This is a genomic window from Neorhizobium sp. PAMB6716, assembly GCF_058242805.1.
Genome location: NZ_JBZAYW010000002.1, coordinates 891,078 through 907,927 on the forward strand (window position 1 = coordinate 891,078; position 16,850 = coordinate 907,927).

General features: G+C 62.0%; 12 protein-coding genes and 1 pseudogene. 4 read left to right on the plus strand and 9 right to left on the minus strand.

Annotated features, from left to right (window positions below; translation table 11 throughout):
- Positions 1–19: 19 nt before the first annotated feature.
- Positions 20–601 carry a DUF1349 domain-containing protein gene (locus AC4CWH_RS22690; protein WP_491286235.1) on the minus strand — a complete coding sequence of 194 codons (582 nt, stop codon included), beginning with the start codon at positions 599–601 and terminating at the stop codon, positions 20–22.
- A 138-nt stretch (positions 602–739) separates the two neighbouring features.
- On the opposite strand from AC4CWH_RS22690, the gene recQ reads away from it, so the two are divergent.
- Complete coding sequence (recQ, locus tag AC4CWH_RS22695; protein WP_491286232.1) at positions 740–2,599, plus strand: DNA helicase RecQ; 1,860 nt, start codon at positions 740–742, stop codon at positions 2,597–2,599.
- Between the two features lie 52 nt (positions 2,600–2,651).
- Here recQ and AC4CWH_RS22700 read toward each other — a convergent pair.
- The 8 genes and pseudogenes from AC4CWH_RS22700 to AC4CWH_RS22735 form a co-directional block, all read right to left on the minus strand.
- Positions 2,652–3,545 (minus strand): annotated as a pseudogene (locus AC4CWH_RS22700) (tyrosine-type recombinase/integrase); the annotation flags it as partial.
- A gap of 135 nt (positions 3,546–3,680) precedes the next feature.
- The gene (locus tag AC4CWH_RS22705; protein ID WP_491321582.1) at positions 3,681–4,367 is read right to left on the minus strand and encodes a response regulator; all 687 of its coding nucleotides are present in this window, start codon (positions 4,365–4,367) and stop codon (positions 3,681–3,683) included.
- Entirely contained in the window at positions 4,364–7,111 is a 2,748-nt protein-coding gene (locus AC4CWH_RS22710; protein WP_491321583.1) for an ATP-binding protein, read from the minus strand. Before AC4CWH_RS22710 ends, AC4CWH_RS22705 begins: the two co-directional genes overlap by 4 nt.
- A 56-nt stretch (positions 7,112–7,167) precedes the next feature.
- Positions 7,168–7,737, minus strand: coding sequence for a potassium-transporting ATPase subunit KdpC (gene kdpC, locus AC4CWH_RS22715; protein ID WP_491321584.1), 570 nt, complete (start codon positions 7,735–7,737; stop codon positions 7,168–7,170).
- A 2-nt stretch (positions 7,738–7,739) separates the two neighbouring features.
- Complete coding sequence (gene kdpB / locus AC4CWH_RS22720) at positions 7,740–9,776, minus strand: potassium-transporting ATPase subunit KdpB (RefSeq protein WP_491321585.1); 2,037 nt, start codon at positions 9,774–9,776, stop codon at positions 7,740–7,742.
- Positions 9,777–9,787: 11 nt separating this feature from the next.
- Positions 9,788–11,497, minus strand: coding sequence for a potassium-transporting ATPase subunit KdpA (gene kdpA / locus AC4CWH_RS22725; protein WP_491321586.1), 1,710 nt, complete (start codon positions 11,495–11,497; stop codon positions 9,788–9,790).
- A gap of 19 nt (positions 11,498–11,516) precedes the next feature.
- Positions 11,517–11,603, minus strand: coding sequence for a K(+)-transporting ATPase subunit F (gene kdpF, locus AC4CWH_RS22730; RefSeq protein ID WP_491287791.1), 87 nt, complete (start codon positions 11,601–11,603; stop codon positions 11,517–11,519).
- A 266-nt stretch (positions 11,604–11,869) separates the two neighbouring features.
- Positions 11,870–12,373 (minus strand): MarR family winged helix-turn-helix transcriptional regulator, encoded by a 504-nt coding sequence (locus AC4CWH_RS22735; protein ID WP_491321587.1) that lies wholly within the window; start codon positions 12,371–12,373, stop codon positions 11,870–11,872.
- 288 nt (positions 12,374–12,661) lie between these two features.
- Here AC4CWH_RS22735 and AC4CWH_RS22740 point away from each other — a divergent pair, with 288 nt between their 5' ends.
- The 3 genes from AC4CWH_RS22740 to AC4CWH_RS22750 all read left to right on the plus strand — a co-directional run bounded on the left by AC4CWH_RS22740 (position 12,662) and on the right by AC4CWH_RS22750 (position 16,817).
- The gene (locus tag AC4CWH_RS22740; RefSeq protein ID WP_491286218.1) at positions 12,662–13,486 is read left to right on the plus strand and encodes a p-hydroxycinnamoyl CoA hydratase/lyase; all 825 of its coding nucleotides are present in this window, start codon (positions 12,662–12,664) and stop codon (positions 13,484–13,486) included.
- Between the two features lie 443 nt (positions 13,487–13,929).
- Entirely contained in the window at positions 13,930–14,829 is a 900-nt protein-coding gene (locus AC4CWH_RS22745; protein WP_491321588.1) for a MerR family transcriptional regulator, read from the plus strand.
- A gap of 275 nt (positions 14,830–15,104) precedes the next feature.
- Positions 15,105–16,817, plus strand: a complete 1,713-nt coding sequence (locus tag AC4CWH_RS22750; RefSeq protein WP_491286214.1) for a methyl-accepting chemotaxis protein — start codon at positions 15,105–15,107, stop codon at positions 16,815–16,817.
- Positions 16,818–16,850 lie beyond the last annotated feature (33 nt).

A 16,850-nucleotide genomic window follows, 5' to 3' on the forward strand; every position in this document is an offset into this window, starting at 1 on the left:
CGGGTGATCTTTCGCCCCATCACGACAGGTCGTGCAGATCCTTGCCGAGCGGATCGGTGACGGAAAAATCCGAAAAGTGGACGGCAAGGCCGGCGCGCTCCGGCGTGCAGCACATCGGCCCAACGCTGTAAAACTCAGCCTCCGGAAATGGGCAGAGGCGCACCAGCGGCCAATGTTTGCCGTCCGCCGATGCCTGCAGCCGCAACGAACCCTTCTCCACGGTGATCCGCAGGTATAAATCGCTGGCATCTTCCGCGTAAGGTGCAGTTGCCCAGTCGGATTGGCCAAGTGTGAGCACGCTGCCGAGGCAGGCGACATCATCGGAAAACTCGATGCCCGCCTTCAGCCAATGCTCGTCATCGATCCGCACCATCAGGCCGGCCTGATCATAGAGATGGTCATATTTGGCGCGCACGCGGACCTGTGCCGTGAAGGCGCCGGTGCGGCGATGGCCGAAAAAATGGCCGCTGTCGCGGGTAAAGCCGTAATAGGTCTTGCGCCAGAAATCGCTGCCCTTGTCGGTCACCACATGCAGGTCGTTACCGTCGAGCGACCATTTTTCGGGTGCGTTCAGCCATTCGCTTGTTTTAAACAATGTCATTATGCTTCCTCCTAGCCGGGAAGTTTTAGACGGCAACATCCGGCTTTCCAAGCCGCGGGCAACATCTATGTGACGGAAAGCCCTCGCGGTTGTCGGCCAGCCGGTGCATAATGGCCGTCACCCCATGAAAGAAAATCCATGCCGCAGACGAAGTCCCGTATCGATCCCCTGTTTGACGCCCACGGAACCAAGAATCCGCTTGCCGTTCTGAAAGAGATCTACGGTTATCCGGCGTTTCGCGGTCGCCAGGCTGAGGTCGTCAATCGTGTGGTGTCCGGCGGCGATGCGGTGGTGCTGTTTCCGACGGGGGCCGGCAAATCGCTGTGCTTCCAGATCCCGGCGCTCTGCCGCAACGGCGTCGGCATCGTCGTCTCGCCGCTGATTGCGCTGATGCGCGATCAGGTGGAGGCGCTGAAGCATCTGGGCGTCAAGGCTGCCGCCCTCAACTCCTCGCTCACCCGCGAAGAATTTCTCGATGTGCGCCGGGCAGTGAGCGATGGCACGCTCGATCTTCTTTATGTGACGCCCGAGCGCATCGTCACGCCCGCCTTCAAGGAGATGATGGCGGGTGCAAGAATTGCACTTTTCGCCATCGATGAGGCCCACTGCGTCTCGCAATGGGGCCATGATTTTCGGCCGGAATATCGCGAGCTTGGCCAGCTGGGCACGCTTTATCCGGGCGTTCCCCGCATCGCGCTGACGGCGACCGCCGATCCCCATACCCGTGAGGACATCATCGACAGGCTGGGCCTGCGCACGGCCGAGGTGTTCACCACCTCGTTTGACCGGCCGAACATTGCCTATGAAATCGTCGAGCGCGACCAGCCGCGCCAGCAACTGTTGCGGTTTCTCTCGCGCCATACGGGATCGAGCGGCATCGTTTATTGCCTGTCGCGCGCCAAGGTGGAGGATACCGCCGCCTGGCTGAACGAGCAGGGTGTGCGCGCGCTTGCCTATCACGCCGGCATGGACCGCAGCATTCGCGACGCCAATCAGGATGCGTTCCTGAAGGAAGAAGATCTGTGCCTCGTCGCAACCGTTGCCTTCGGCATGGGCATCGACAAACCGAACGTGCGTTATGTCGCCCATCTCGATCTGCCGGGATCGGTGGAGGCCTATTATCAGGAGACGGGACGCGCCGGGCGTGATGGCCTGCCGTCAGAAGTCTGGATGGCCTATGGCATGGCCGATGTTATCCAGCGCGGACGGATGATCGACGAGGGCGGATCGAGCGACGAGATCAAGCGGGTGGAACGCGCCAAGCTGAACGCGCTTCTCGGCATCTGCGAAACGCCGGGCTGCCGTCGGCAGGCGATCCTTGCGCATTTCGGCGAGGCGCATGCGGGCCAATGCGGCAATTGCGACACCTGTCTGAAGCCGGTGGAAACCTGGGATGGCACGGAAGCCGCCATCAAGGCGTTGGCGGCGATCTATCGCACCGGCGAGCGGTTTGGCACCGGCCACCTGATCGACGTGCTCCTTGGCAACGTCAACGAAAAGACCACCCGCTTCGGGCACGCGGATATGCCCGTCTTCGGCGCCGGCAAGGATATCGCGTCCAAAACCTGGCAGTCCGTCTATCGCCAGTTGCTTGCGGCCGGGCTGATCAGCGTCGATCATGCCGCCTTTGGCGCGCTGAAGCTGGAGCCCGAGGCGCGCGCCGTCTTCAAGCGCGAACGGGACGTGCGGTTTCGCAAGGACCGCCCCACCAAGGGCAAGGCGTCGCGTACTGCCTCGCCCAGTTCGACCAATGCCCGCTCGGCGCTGGAGGGCTCGGAGATGGAACTGTTCGAGGCGCTACGCGTGGCACGACGGACGATCGCCAAGGATCTGGCCGTGCCGCCCTATCTCATCTTCCCGGATACGGCGCTGGTGGCCTTTGCCAAGGAGCGCCCGACAACCGAGGACGAGCTTCTCGCCATTTCCGGTGTCGGCCAATCCAAACTGGAACGGTATGGCGAGGCGTTTCTCGACGTCATCCGCGCCTTCGAGGGCTGAGATCGGGGGACGCGGCGTCAGAGACCGGCGTCTCTGTTGAAATTGCCGCCTACGCCACGGACGCAGGGCCTGCGCGCAAGGACTCGCTGGAAAAACGGGCCTCCCGGTCAGTCTTGGACAGATCGCCGTCAATGCCGGCGGCAAGGGCCGTGCGCTTGACAAGTCGGGCAACCTCGCGGTCGTTCAGGCGTTCGGAGCCAACCTTCTTGCCCTCACCGGTTACGCGCCGAAACAGCGGGCCATGCGGAATGCGCGCCAGCGACAGCCAGGTTTCGAGCGCAAAAACGGGGCAGGTGGCATCCGATGTGCCCCGGCCGATGTCCACTTGGCGCAAGCCGGTCTTGCCGCGTAACGTCACGAGCAGACCCGTGTCGAGGATTTCGATCCAGCCGCGCCCGTCTTCCGTCTGGTCGCGGCCCACATCAAGACCGACGATCTCGGAGCGGCGCAAGCCCCCGGAAAAACCGATCAGCAGCATCGCCCGGTCCCGCAAGCCGCGCAGCGTTCCCCGGTCAAGCGTTTCAAGCATGGCAAGAAGGTTTTCCTGCGTCACCGTTTCCTTCTGGCGCTGTGGTGCTGCGTGGCGGTTGCGGATGCCGGCAAGAACCGTTGCGATATGAGGGTCCTTCCGATCCAGCGGCGCGCCGCGCTGGGTGTAGTTCCACGACAGCGACGACAAGCGCCGTCCGATGGTGGAGACGGAATTTTCTCTGGATTGCGGGTCCGCTTCACCGTTGGCGCAGGCCGTCACATAAAGCCCGACGACCTGCGGATCGGGCGGCATCACGTCCAGCCCGTTGCGGCGGCACCAGGCGGAAAAATGCTTCCAGTCAGAACTATAGGCGCGCCGCGTATTGGCGGAACTGGACGCCTCCCCAGAGCTGCGCGCCTGCGTCGCGAGATCTTCCAGATGCGCCGGCATCGAGGGCTTTTGCCGCTCCGCCATCGCGGGCGAGAGGTTCGCCTCTTCGGCATCGGTGTTGTCGCGGGTCTCGGCGGAACTATGAGCGGTGATTCGGTTCATGCGCCCATCATGCCCCGATCCGATGCATTTCGCACTATTACCGTTGAGTAACAGGCCTTAATCGACCACCAGCCGGTAACCGACGCCGGGTTCGGTGCGCACGATGGTCGGTCGGGTCGGGTCCCGTTCGATCTTCTGACGCAGCTGGCCGATGAATACCCGCAAGTAATGCAGGTCCTCGCCATGCGCCGGCCCCCAGACGGAAGTGAGCAGCGTCTTGTGGGTGACGACGCGTCCGGCGTGGCGCCCGAGGAGCGTTAGAAGATCGTATTCCTTCGGTGTCAGCCGGATCGGCTCGCCGTTGCGCGATACCAGCCGACGTACTGTATCGATGGTCAGGTCATCCGCCACCATCACGGTTGGTGCCGTCTCCGCCTTGCCGCGATGGCGCAATGCACTGCGAATGCGTGCCGTCAGTTCACCGATGCCGAAAGGTTTTTCCACGTAATCGTCGGCGCCGAGATCAAGTGCTGCAATCTTCTCGCTTTCGCGATCCCTTGCTGAAAGGATGACGATCGGGATCGTGGACCAGCCGCGCAGGCTTGCAATCACATCCTTGCCGTCCATGTCGGGCAGGCCGAGATCGAGGATGACGAGATCAGGGGCCGCAGTTGCCACGGCCTTCAGCGCCTCGGCCCCGGTTGCCGCCTCGATCACATCATAACCTGCCGCGGAAAGCGCCGGTTTCAGGAAACGCTGGATCTGCGGCTCGTCGTCCACCACGAGAATGCGCGCTTGCGTCATGCCGGTCGTCCCGAGGCGGACGGTCCGCCGGGGGTGCGGGTGGGGGCCGTTGCCGTTGCAAACCGCATGACGATGCGCGTCCCTCTCTTTTTCACGGCCGGGCTTTCGGCATGGATGCGCCCGCCCATCGCCTCGATGAAACCCCGCGCAATCGAAAGCCCAAGCCCGGTTCCCGGTGCCCGGCCATCGGGCTTGCCACGGCGATAGAATTTCTCAAACACCCGGTCTATATCGTCAGGTGGAATGCCTTTGCCAAGATCAGTCACGGAAATCAGCACGTCCTGATCGTCGCGCCGGGCATAGACGTTGATCGGCTCGTCGCCGCCGTATTTGACGGCATTGTCGAGCAGATTGAACAGCACCTGGCCAAGCAGCACGCTGTCACCTTCGATCAGCGGCAGGTCGCTGGCAATGCCGGTTTCGATGATGCGGCCGGGGAAATACTTGCGCGTACGCTCCACCGCCGTTTGCACCACATCGGCCACATCCACCCAGTCGCGTTTGGCTTTCAGCGTGCCCGCTTCGATGCGCGTCATGTCGAGAAGATTTGCCACGAACCGGCTCATCCGGCTGCCTTCCTCCTCGATCGACTGAAGAAGATCGTCGCGGCTTTCCGGGCTCATGCGGTCGCCGAGCTGGCGAAGGCTGGTGACGGAGCCGGTGATGGTGGCAAGCGGCGTGCGCAGATCGTGCGAGATGGAGGACAGAAGTGCATCGCGATAGCGTTCTCCCTCCAGCCGTGCCGCCTGGGCAACGCTTGCCTCGGACAGGCGGGCGCGGTCGATGGCAAGCGCTGTCTGGTCCAGGATGGCGGCAAGGGCACGCTCGGCATTGACGTCGAGGCGCTCGGCTATCTGCTCCACGCCGCAGACGCCGACGACGCCATGGGGGCTTAAGAGCGGGCGGAATTCGAAACGGCTGTTGGGAAGCGTGCCAGTGCCGTGGCCCGCCTTTTCCTGCTTGTCCTGCGCCCACCGTGCCGCTGTCATATCCGTCACGTCAAGCTCGGTATCCGGCGGCCAGGCGGCGGCGATTTTCAGGTCGGCGCCTTCAGGGGTCAGCAGCACGACATTGCGGCGAAGGCTTGCCTGCATTTGCGATACGGCGGCCCAGATTGCATCCTCGGCCTTTTCCGTACCGGCAAGCCTGCGGGAGAAATCATAGAGCGATTGCAGGGCAGTGGCCCGCACGCGCGCCGTTTCGGCCTGTTCCTGGATGCGCGAGGCAAAACCGCCGGCAATCACCGCCACGGCAAAAAAGACGATGAGCGCAAACACCTCGTGCGGGGCAGCGATGGTGAAGGTGTAGAAAGGCGCGATAAAGAAAAAATTGTAGCAGAGGGCGGACAGGATCACGGCGATCAGTGCTGCTGCATAACCGGCCGTCACTGCCGCACCAAGAACGGCCAGCAGAAACAGCAGCGAGATGTTGGGCAGATGCATGATCCGGTCGATGGCGACACCGGTTCCGGTTGCAAGTACCACCAATGGTACGGCAACGAGGGCTGCCCGGATGAGGCCTGCGCGTGACAGGACAGGGAGGCGCCGGACGCTTTTGGACGCACGAACCTCTTCACGATCCCCGGTGACGAGATGGATGCCGAGACCGGAGGCGCGGCTTGCCAGCGCATCCGGCAGAGACTGCGACCAGAAGGGTCTTTCACCCTTGCTCCAGCTGCGGCCCCAGCCTTTGCCGCGCGGAGCGCCGATGACGATCTGGGTTGCATGTTCTCGCCGTGCAAGCTTCAGGATTTCCTCGACGAAATCCGTGCCGATGACCCGGCGGGTCTCCGCCCCCAGCTGTTCGGCAAGGCGAAAGATACGCTCGATCTGCTCGATGCCGGCGCGACCTTCCGCTTCCCGGTCGGCGCGTTCGACCGAAACGACGATCCACGGTGCGTTGAGCCCGGAGGCGAGCCGGCTTGCAACGCGCACGACCTTTTCCGACAGCGTATCGGCGCCGACGCAAACGATCATGCGCTCGCCCGATGCCCACGGGCCTTCAATGGCGTTCTGCTTGAGGTAATCGACCATCTGGTCGTCCACCCGGTCGGCGGTGCGGCGCAGCGCCAGTTCGCGAAGCGCCGTCAGGTTGCCCAGCCGGAAGAAGCGATCGGCGGCCCGTCCTGCGTTTTCGGGCAGGTAGACCTTGCCCTCCTTCAACCGCTCGATCAGTTCGCTCGGCGGAAGATCGACCAGCAGAACCTCGTCGGCCCGCTTCAGCACCACATCCGGCACCCGCTCGCGCACGATCACGCCGGTGATGTCGGCGACGAGATCGCCGAGGCTTTCCAGATGCTGGATGTTGAGCGCCGTCCACACATGGATGCCGGCGCCGAGCAGTTCCTCGATATCCTGATAGCGTTTTGGATGACGGCAGGCTTCCGGATTGCTGTGGGCGAGTTCATCAACGATGACGATATGCGGCCGGCGGGCAAGCGCCGCATCGAGATCGAATTCTTCCAGCATGCGCCCGCGATGGGGCACCCGCATGCGCGGCAAGACGTCGAGCCCGTCGAGAAGGGCGGCCGTTTCGCTGCGGCCGTGGGTTTCCACAAGGCCGATCACCAGATCGACGCCATCCGCCTTCAGCCGGCGCGCCCGCGCCAGCATGGCATAAGTCTTTCCGACGCCGGGGGCGGCGCCGAGAAAGACCGTCAGCTTGCCCCGGCCATCCTTGCCGGCCAGCGCCAGAAGCGCATCCGGGTCTGGCCGGCGCTGTGTGGTGCGGTCGTCATCCGCCATGCTCGGCTTGCCTTTCTGGACGTCTCTGGACCCCTTGGGAGGGCTTCCCGTTTGCCTTACGTCTTTAATGCATCCAGCGCCATATTGAGCTTCAGCACGTTAACGCGCGGTTCGCCGATAAGCTCAAGAGCCCGCCCGTCGTTCTGTTGCTCGACAAGGCTTGCCACATCGCTTTCGGCAAGGCCACGGGCCTTTGCGACACGCGCTACCTGGGCGCGGGCAAAGGCCGGAGAGATATGCGGGTCGAGCCCGGAGCCGGAGGTGGTGACCGCATCACCGGGCACAGGCCCCGCAATACCGGTGGCGTGGAGCTTCTCCACGTCGGCTTTCACCCGGTCATGCAGCTTGACCGAGGTTGTGCCGAGATTGGAGCCCGACGATGAGGCCGCATTATAGGCATCCGGCGAGGTGGCCGAAGGGCGCGACCAGAAATAGCGGTCGGAGGTAAAGGACTGGCCGATCAGAGCGGAGCCGAGCACCGTGCCGTTCTTTTCGATCAGGCTGCCGTTCGCTTCTGCCGGCATCACCGTCTGGGCGATGCCGGTGATGGCGAGCGGATAAGCGATGCCGGTGATGGCGGTCATGACCACGATCAGCGTGATGGCGGGGCGAAAATGAGAGAGCATGATTACACCAGGTGAAGTGCTGTGATGGCAAGGTCGATGATCTTGATGCCCGCAAAGGGCAGGAGAAGACCGCCGAGGCCATAGACCAGCAGGTTGCGGCGAAGGAGGGAGGCAGCACCCGACGGGCGATAGGAGACGCCGCGCAGCGCCAGCGGGATCAACGCCACGATGATCAGCGCGTTAAAGATGACCGCCGACAGGATGGCCGATTGCGGGGAGGCAAGGCCCATGACGTTGAGCGCATTCAGTGCCGGATAGGTGGCGACGAACATTGCCGGGATGATGGCGAAATATTTCGCCACGTCATTGGCAATCGAGAACGTCGTCAGCGAACCGCGCGTCATCAAAAGCTGCTTGCCGATCTCGACGATCTCGATGAGCTTTGTCGGGCTGGAATCGAGGTCCACCATGTTGGCGGCTTCGCGGGCGGCCTGCGTGCCCGTCTGCATGGCGACACCGACATCCGCCTGGGCAAGCGCCGGGGCATCGTTTGTGCCGTCGCCGCACATGGCAATCAGGCGGCCGCCCTGCTGTTCGCGGCGGATGAAGGCAAGCTTGTCCTCCGGCGTTGCCTGGGCAAGGTAATCGTCAACGCCGGCTTCCGAGGCAATCGCGGCAGCGGTCACCGGGTTGTCGCCTGTTACCATGACGGTGCGGATGCCCATGGCGCGAAGGGCGGCAAAACGTTCCTTGATGCCGGGCTTTACCACATCCTTCAGGTGGATGGCGCCGAGCAGGCGGTTGCCATCGGCAACGGCAAGCGGCGTGCCGCCTGAGCGTGCGATGGTATCGACGGCGCGGCGAAAATCTGCCGGGGCGTCGTCCTGGGTGAGACCTGCAAACTTTAGCACCGCATCGACGGCACCCTTGCGCAGACGGCGACCGGCAAGATCGACGCCGGAGAGGCGTGTTTCGGCGGTAAAGCCGATGACGGCATCAAACTGTGCGTTCGGCATGGCCACGCCGAATTCGCCGGTGGCAAGCGCTACGACCGAGCGGCCCTCAGGCGTTTCGTCCGACAGGCTGGCGAGAAGGGCAGCTTCCGCCAGTTCTACCTGCGTTACGCCGGGGGCAGCCACGAAATCGCTCGCCATGCGGTTGCCGAAGGTGATCGTGCCGGTCTTGTCGAGCAAAAGTGTGTCGACGTCGCCGGCCGCTTCCACGGCACGCCCGGAGGTGGCGATGACGTTGAAGCGCACCAGACGGTCCATGCCGGCAATGCCGATGGAGGAGAGGAGGCCGCCAATGGTGGTCGGGATCAGGGTAACGAGAAGCGCTGCCAGTACTGTGACGGACAGAACCGTGCCGGAATAGCCGGCAAGGCCCCAGATGGCGACGCAGACGAAGAGGAAGATCAGCGTCAGGCCGGACAAGAGGATCGACAGCGCGATCTCGTTCGGCGTCTTCTGGCGCTTGGCCCCTTCGATGAGCGCGATCATGCGATCAACAAAGCTGGAGCCGGGCGCGACGGTGATCTTGACCTTGATCTCGTCCGACAACACCTGCGTGCCGCCGGTGACGGCCGAGCGGTCGCCGCCGGATTCGCGGATCACAGGGGCGGATTCGCCCGTGATGGCGCTTTCGTTGACCGAGGCGACACCTTCGATGACTTCCCCGTCGCCGGGGATCAATTCGCCGGTCTTCACGATGACGATGTCGCCGATCTTCAGGCTGGTGGAGGGCACGGTTTCGGTCTTGCCGCCGGCAATGAGACGACGAGCGACCAGTTCGGACTTGGTGCGCTTCAGGCTGTCGGCCTGGGCGCGGCCGCGCCCTTCGGCAACCGCTTCGGCAAAGGTGGCAAACAGCACCGTGAACCAGAGCCAGGCAGCGATCTGGCCGGAGAAACCGGCTTCTGCCGGATTGGAGACAAGATCGCGCAGGAAGAGCAGCGTCACCACGCCGGCGACAACCTCGGTGACGAAGATTACCGGATTGCGCAGCAGTTGCCGCGGATCGAGCTTCTTCACCGCATCGCGCATGGCCGGCAGCAGAATGGCGGGGTCCAGAAGACCGGGCGCCTTATGGTCTTTTGACATGGGATGATCCTTTAGAAGGTCTGGCCGGCAAGCATGGCGAAGTGCTCGACGATGGGGCCAAGGGCAAGGGCTGGGAAAAACTGCAGGCCGCCGAGGATGAGGATGATCCCGATCAGCAAGCCGACGAAGAGCGGTCCATCGGTCGGGAACGTGCCGGAGGAGGCGGGAACCTTGACCTTGGCGGCAAGCGATCCGGCAATGGCCATCACCGGCACGACATAGGCGAAACGACCGAGCAGCATGGCGATGCCGAGCGTTGTATTATACCACGGCGTATTGCCCGAGAGCCCGCCGAAGGCCGAGCCGTTATTGCCGGCAGCAGACGTATAGGCATAGAGGATTTCCGACAGGCCGTGCGGACCTGCTGTCCCGATGCTTGCCACCGCAATCGGCAGCATGGCCGAGATGGCGGTAAAGCCGAGGATCGCAAGCGGCAGGATGAGGATGGCAAGCATGGCGAACTTCATCTCGCGGCCCTCGATCTTCTTGCCGAGGAATTCCGGTGTGCGCCCGACCATCAGGCCGGCGACGAAGACGGAGAGAAGCGCAAAGACGATCAGCCCGTAGAGCCCGGAACCGACGCCGCCCGGCAAGACTTCGCCAAGCTGGATGAGGAACATCGGCACCAGCCCGCCAAGGCCTGTAAACGAGCCGTGCATGCCGTTGACGCCGCCATCCGAGAGGCCGGTGGTGACGGCTGCATAAAGCGCGGTCATGGCCTGGCCGAAACGAACTTCCTTGCCTTCCATGTTGCCGAGCGCGGGATCGACACCGAGCGCCGTCAGGATGGTATTGCCCTGGGCTTCGGCCCAGTAGGTAACGGCCACGCCTGCAATCAGCAGCACGGCAATGGTCGAGATCAGCGCCCAGCCCTGGCGGCGGTTGCCGACCATCTGGCCGAATGTGTAGACGAGCGCCGCCGAGATCGACAGCATGGCGAAGATGTTGAGATAGTTGGAAAATGCCGTCGGATTTTCAAACGGATGCGCGGCATTGGCGTTGAAGAAGCCGCCACCATTGGTGCCGATCTGCTTGATTGCCTCCTGGCTTGCGACGGGGCCGAGCGATATGATCTGGTTGACGCCTTCGAGCGTCGTGGCGCTGACGGAGGCCTGTAGCGTCTGGGGCAGGCCCATGGCCACGAAGACGAGGGCCGTCACGATCGACAGCGGCAGAAGCACGAAAAGCGTGGCGCGCGTCATGTCGACCCAGAAATTGCCGAGCGTGGCAATGCGTGAACGGGTGAAGGCGCGGGTAAAGGCAATGGCGAGCGCCATGCCGGTTGCCGCCGACATGAAGTTGTGAACGGTCAAGCCCGCCATCTGGCTGAAATGGCTCATCGTCGCTTCACCGGCATAGTTCTGCCAGTTGGTGTTGGTGACGAAGGAGACGGCCGTATTGAAGGCAAGATCGGCCGGAACGGCTGCAAACCCCTGCGGGTTGAGCGGCAAATAGGCCTGGAGCCTCAGGATCGAATAAAGCGACACGAAACCGACGAGTGAAAAGGCGAGCATGGACAGCGTATAGGCAAGCCAGCCCTGTTCCTTGCGCTCGTCAATGCCGCTCAACCGGTAGATGCCGCGTTCGAGAGGCACCAGAACGGGTGAGAGGAAGGTGCGTTCGCCACCGAACACCCGCGCCATGTAAAGCCCGAGCGGCTTGATGACGAGTGCAACGGCGACAAAGAGGAGGCTGATCTGCAGCCACCCGATGATGGTCATGGGAGGTTCTCCTCTAGGATCAGAAGCGTTCGGGCCGCAACAGCGTAACCACGAGATAAATGCCCAGAGCGAGGGCGACGAAGAGACCGAAAAGTGGCTCAAGCATTGTCAAGCCTCCCTAAAGCCGGTCGAGGGCGCGGGCATAAACGGCAAGCGCCAGAAGCGTGCCGCAGCCGAGCGCCAGAAAAATGAAATCGGACATGTCCGTTCTCCTGTTGGAACAGAAGACAGGTTACGCCCGTGTCAGGTCAGGGTTCGATTGGGAAGATGGAAGGGCGGCATAAGGAAAACATAAGGACGGGTTTTCCTTAAGCCGAGGCGGCGGGGGCTATCGCCGGAGAACCGGAGGGCGCACGCTGCGCCGTTATCTCCTCAGATTTCGTCCGGTGCTTCGTCTGCCCAGACCAGTTGCAGCAGGCGCCGCAGTTCCCGCCGCTCCTTCTGCGACAGTCGCTGGAGAATGCGAGCCTCATGGGCCTGCACGAGGCCCAGCCAATGGCGCGCCGTCTCTATGCCCTCCGGCGTTGGATAAAGTCTCTGGATCCGCTGGTCGGCGGGATCGTCGGCGCGCCGGAAAAGGCCCTTTGCCTCGAGAACCTGAAGCAGCGCCACGATATTGGCACGCTTGATGGCGAGCGTCCGGCAGATATCGGCAGAGGTGCGGCCCGGATTTTCAACGATGCTCAGCAGCACGCTCATGGTGATCGGCCGTGCACCTTCCGGCTCCAGTGCGGCGACGGCGCCGTTCATGTCGTAAACCGAAGCGCGGCGCAGATGATAGCCGACCAATTCCCCCAGCGCCTCACGGATATCGGCAAGCACAGCCGATGTGCCGCTCTTGTCAGCCTTCTTCGGGCGGGAGGTTCCATCGTTCATCGCATATCCTCTTGACGCCGCTCCAATGTCTCGACATTAATGCTATGTAGCATAGCAGTCAATCGATGCATGTGGCGTCCGGCCTGGGGAGGAGCGGTATAACACAGAGACAGCGGGCCTTCACAGGCTCGATACGGGGCCTAGCGGCACGACCGATGGCAAGCGAACGGGCGTAGACCGGCGCAAGCCGCCTGCGGCCAGGAAGATTTCAATTCAACAAGCATGTGAGAGCGCCCGCCGAACGGCTGCGGCGCAACAAAACCGATCAAGGGAGCAAGGAGCACCAAGATGGCCAATGATGTAGACACAGTATCTTATGACGTGCGGGACGGCATTGCCTGGCTGCGCTTCAACCGTCCGGACAAGCGCAATGCGATGAGCCCGACGCTGAACCGGGCGATGATGGAAGCGCTCGACGAGCTGGAATTTCGCGAAGACGTTGGCGTTCTTGTGCTGACGGGCGAGGGCAGTGCCTGGACTGCCGGCATGGACCTCAAGGAATATTTCCGCGAGTCCGAAGCCGATGGCCTGAAGGGCGTGCGCCGTGCGCAGCGCGAAAGTTATGGCTGGTGGCGCCGCCTGCGCTGGTATCAGAAGCCGACCATTGCCATGGTCAACGGCTGGTGCTTCGGCGGCGGTTATGGCCCGCTGTTTGCCTGCGATCTGGCCTTTGCGGCAGACGAATCCAAGTTCGGTCTGTCGGAAATCAACTGGGGCATCCTGCCGGGCGGCGGCGCGACCAAGGTTGCCGTCGAACTTCTGCCGTTCCGCAAGGCCATGTATCACGCGATGCTGGGCGAACCGGTCGATGGCAAGACGGCCGCCGAATGGGGTCTCGTCAACGAAAGCCTGCCGCTTGCGCAGCTGGAAGCCCGCGTCACCGAGGTTGCCAAAAAGCTTCTCGAGAAGAACCCGGTCGCCCTGAAAGCCACCAAGGACGCCGTGCGCCGCGTCGGTGTGATGACCTATGACGAGGCCGAGGATTACCTCGTGCGCGCCCAGGAGGCCGCCAATTCCTACGATGCGACCGGCCGCAAGGAAGGCATTCGCCAGTTCATCGACGAAAAGAGCTACAAGCCGGGGCTTGGCGCTTACGATAAATCCCGCAGCTAAGCCAAGTCTGGCGCCTGCACGACATTATCCGGTGACGCCCCCGACGGCGTCACCGGCCAAAGCTGGACCATCACCTCTATCCTGCGCCTGCGCCCTTATCCACGCACATTGATCTTCTTGGGATCCGAAGGCCGCGCACCGTTTGCGCAAGGCCGTGCCGCAATAGCCTCCGGCTGGCACCTGCGCTGACGCGCTCTTAAAAAAATATCATCCGGTCTGAAACTTTTCCGGCGCCACAGCGTTTTCAACGATTGGATCGGGAAACGCTTGCGATACGTGCTTTCTGGACTGCAACGGTCAATACGGCTGAACGATCATATTTCGGTACTTTATCAAGGCTTTAACATGTGAGTGAAGCCGTATATAAGTTTGACGATAGAGAGCCCCGGCCCCGGGAGCCTGTCGCGGGGCAGTGGATGAGCCAACGAGAAGATGCAGCCGACGTGGAGAAGATCACGATGACCGAGGCGTTACGGCGCGTCGGCATCAGCAAGCTTGTCCTCCACGCGTGGGAACGTCGTTACCAGCAACCCTTGGCCGAGCGCACGGAAACCGGCCGGCGATATTTTACGCCGCAGCAGGTTCAGCGGCTTACTCTTCTCAAGCTGTGCAGCGACGCCGGGCATCGCATCGGCTCGATCATCCACCTGCCGGTCGACGTTTTGGCGGATATGGCCCGCGCGCATCACAAACTTCTCAACCTTGCGCCTTTGCTGGAGGCGATCAAACGGATGGATGCCGTCGCCATGAAGGCGATGTTGCAGGAGCATCTGGCAGCGGAAACGCCGATCGAGTTTGGCAAGGCAACGGTGACGCCGCTCATGCGGGAAGTGGGCCGGCAGTGGAATGAAGGCGAACTTTCAATCGCCGCCGAACATATGGTCTCGGCGGAAATTCGTGGCATTCTGGCAGCCTGCCTGGAAACTATGCCCCTCGACCCCGAGGCGAAGACAGCCATCGTCACAACGATGGAAGGTGAACATCACGAGGTCGGCGCATTGCTGACGACTATTCTGGCGCGCAAGGCTGGTCTCGGCGCGCTTTATCTTGGCCCCAACATGCCCGTGGGCGATATCGTGGCTGCAGCCCAAAGCTGCAATGCGGCTGTGATCTGCCTGAGCAGCCTGATCGGCAAGCCGCGTAATCTGCGCACAAAACTTGAACAATTGCGCGCAGACCTATCCCCATCCGTCACAATCTGGACCGGCGGGCCCGGTTTCGCCGAAGCCACAACCGTGCAAGGCACCCGTTATTTTGAAGTGCTGGACGACTTCGAGCAGGCGGCGGAGGCGTTGGGAACGGCTGATAGCCAAACGATAGACAGGCCCCAGCGACTGGGTTGACGAAGGTATACAAAAATAAAAATAGCGACGCCAGGGCAGCGTATCGTCTGCAGCTTGTGCGTTTTGCGGTGCGATGGAGACAGGCTTCACCCGATAAATACGAACAATGACAATGTGTTGATGGTGGGGCAGGCGCATTTTTTGGGGTCGTCTTACGTCCCGTCTAAAACATATACGTTGCTTTGCTAAATTAGCCAATTATTCGGATTTTGTCGATATTTTCCTCCTGTGCATGGGGTCGCCCCAAGGCTCGGGCTGCAACGAGGAAAAACCGAATGTTCGAACCACTGGTGAATAAGAAGATTGCCGCAAAGCTTTCGGCGCTCGATGCCTTGCAGGCCAATGTCATGGTCGCGGATGCCAAGTTCAATATTACCTATATGAACCCGGCGGTGGTGCAGCTTCTGAAAAACGCCGAAAAGGACCTGACCAAGGAGCTGCCGCGCTTTTCGGTCGCGACCCTGATCGGCAGCAATATCGACGTGTTTCACAAGAACCCGGCGCACCAGCGCAAGATGCTGGCAGCCCTTCAGCAGCGCCATCATGCCACGATCCAGGTGGGTACGCTGAGTTTCGACCTGCTGGTGACGCCGCTGAAGCGGAACGGCGCAACCTTCGGCTTCGTGGTGGAATGGGCCGATGCGAAAGAACGCCTGCTGAACCTCGACTACGCGGCCCAGATCGCCGCGATCAGCCGCTCGCAGGCCATCATCGAATTCACCGTCAAGGGTGAGATCCTCAGCGCCAATCGCAATTTTCTCGACACGCTCGGTTATGCCTCCATTGAGGAACTGAAGGGCCGCCACCACAGCATGTTCGTGGCAAAAGAATATGCGGCAAGCCCTGAATACCAGATGTTCTGGAAAGAGCTGTCCGAAGGTCGCCATCAGGCCTCCGAATTCAACCGCGTGACGAAGGATGGCCGCCAGATCGTGATCGCCGCCTCCTACAATCCAATCCTCGACGTCAACGGCAAGGTCACGAAGGTGGTGAAGTTTGCCACCGAAGTGACCAAGCGCATCAAGACCGTTTCGGCGCTGGGCGACAGCCTGAAGCGCTTGTGCTCGGGCGATTTTGCCTTCCAGCTGAACGAGCCATTTGCCCCCGAATTCGAATTCCTTCGCGCCGATCTCAACACGTCTGTGGGGCAGTTGTGCAATACGTTCCGGCAGATTTCGACAAGCGTCGATCTCTTGAGCAATGGCACCCGCGAAATTACCGATGGCGTGGGCGATCTTTCGCGGCGCACGGAAGCCCAGGCGGCCAATCTAGAGGAAACAGCCGCGGCTCTCGATGAAATCACCTCGAATGTCACATCCTCGGCACAGCGAGCAGTCAATGCCCGCGATGTGGCAGCGCAGGCGAAACTGAGCGCCGAACAGTCTGCAGGTGTCGTGGCCCATGCCGTCGATGCCATGAGCCGCATCGAAGATTCCTCCAGCAAGATTTCCAACATCATCGGCGTGATCGACGAGATTGCCTTCCAGACCAACCTTCTGGCCTTGAATGCCGGTGTCGAAGCCGCCCGCGCGGGCGAGGCCGGTCGCGGTTTTGCGGTGGTGGCGCAGGAAGTGCGCGAACTGGCGCAGCGTTCGGCAAAAGCTGCCAAGGAAATCAAGGATCTCATCCAGAATTCCACGACGGAAGTTGCAAACGGCGTGAGACTGGTCAGCGAAACCGGTGGCGCCCTGAAAAGCATCAGCGCCTTGATCGTCGAGATCAACGATCATGTGGCGGCCATTTCCACCGCGGCGCGCGAACAGTCCACCGGGCTTGCTGAAGTCAATGGCGCGGTCAACAGCATGGACCAGTCGACGCAGCAGAACGCCGCGATGGTGGAGGAAAGCAGCGCCGCTGCCGCCACTCTGTCTTCCGAGACGCTGAAGCTGAAGCAGATGATCGGCACCTTCACCCTCGACAACCGTGACAGCCGCCACGCTGCGAGCGGACCCGCCTCTGGACGCGGCCAGACATACCGCGCTGCGTAATCCGCAGGCAGTCCCTCAAAGCGCACCGAAGGC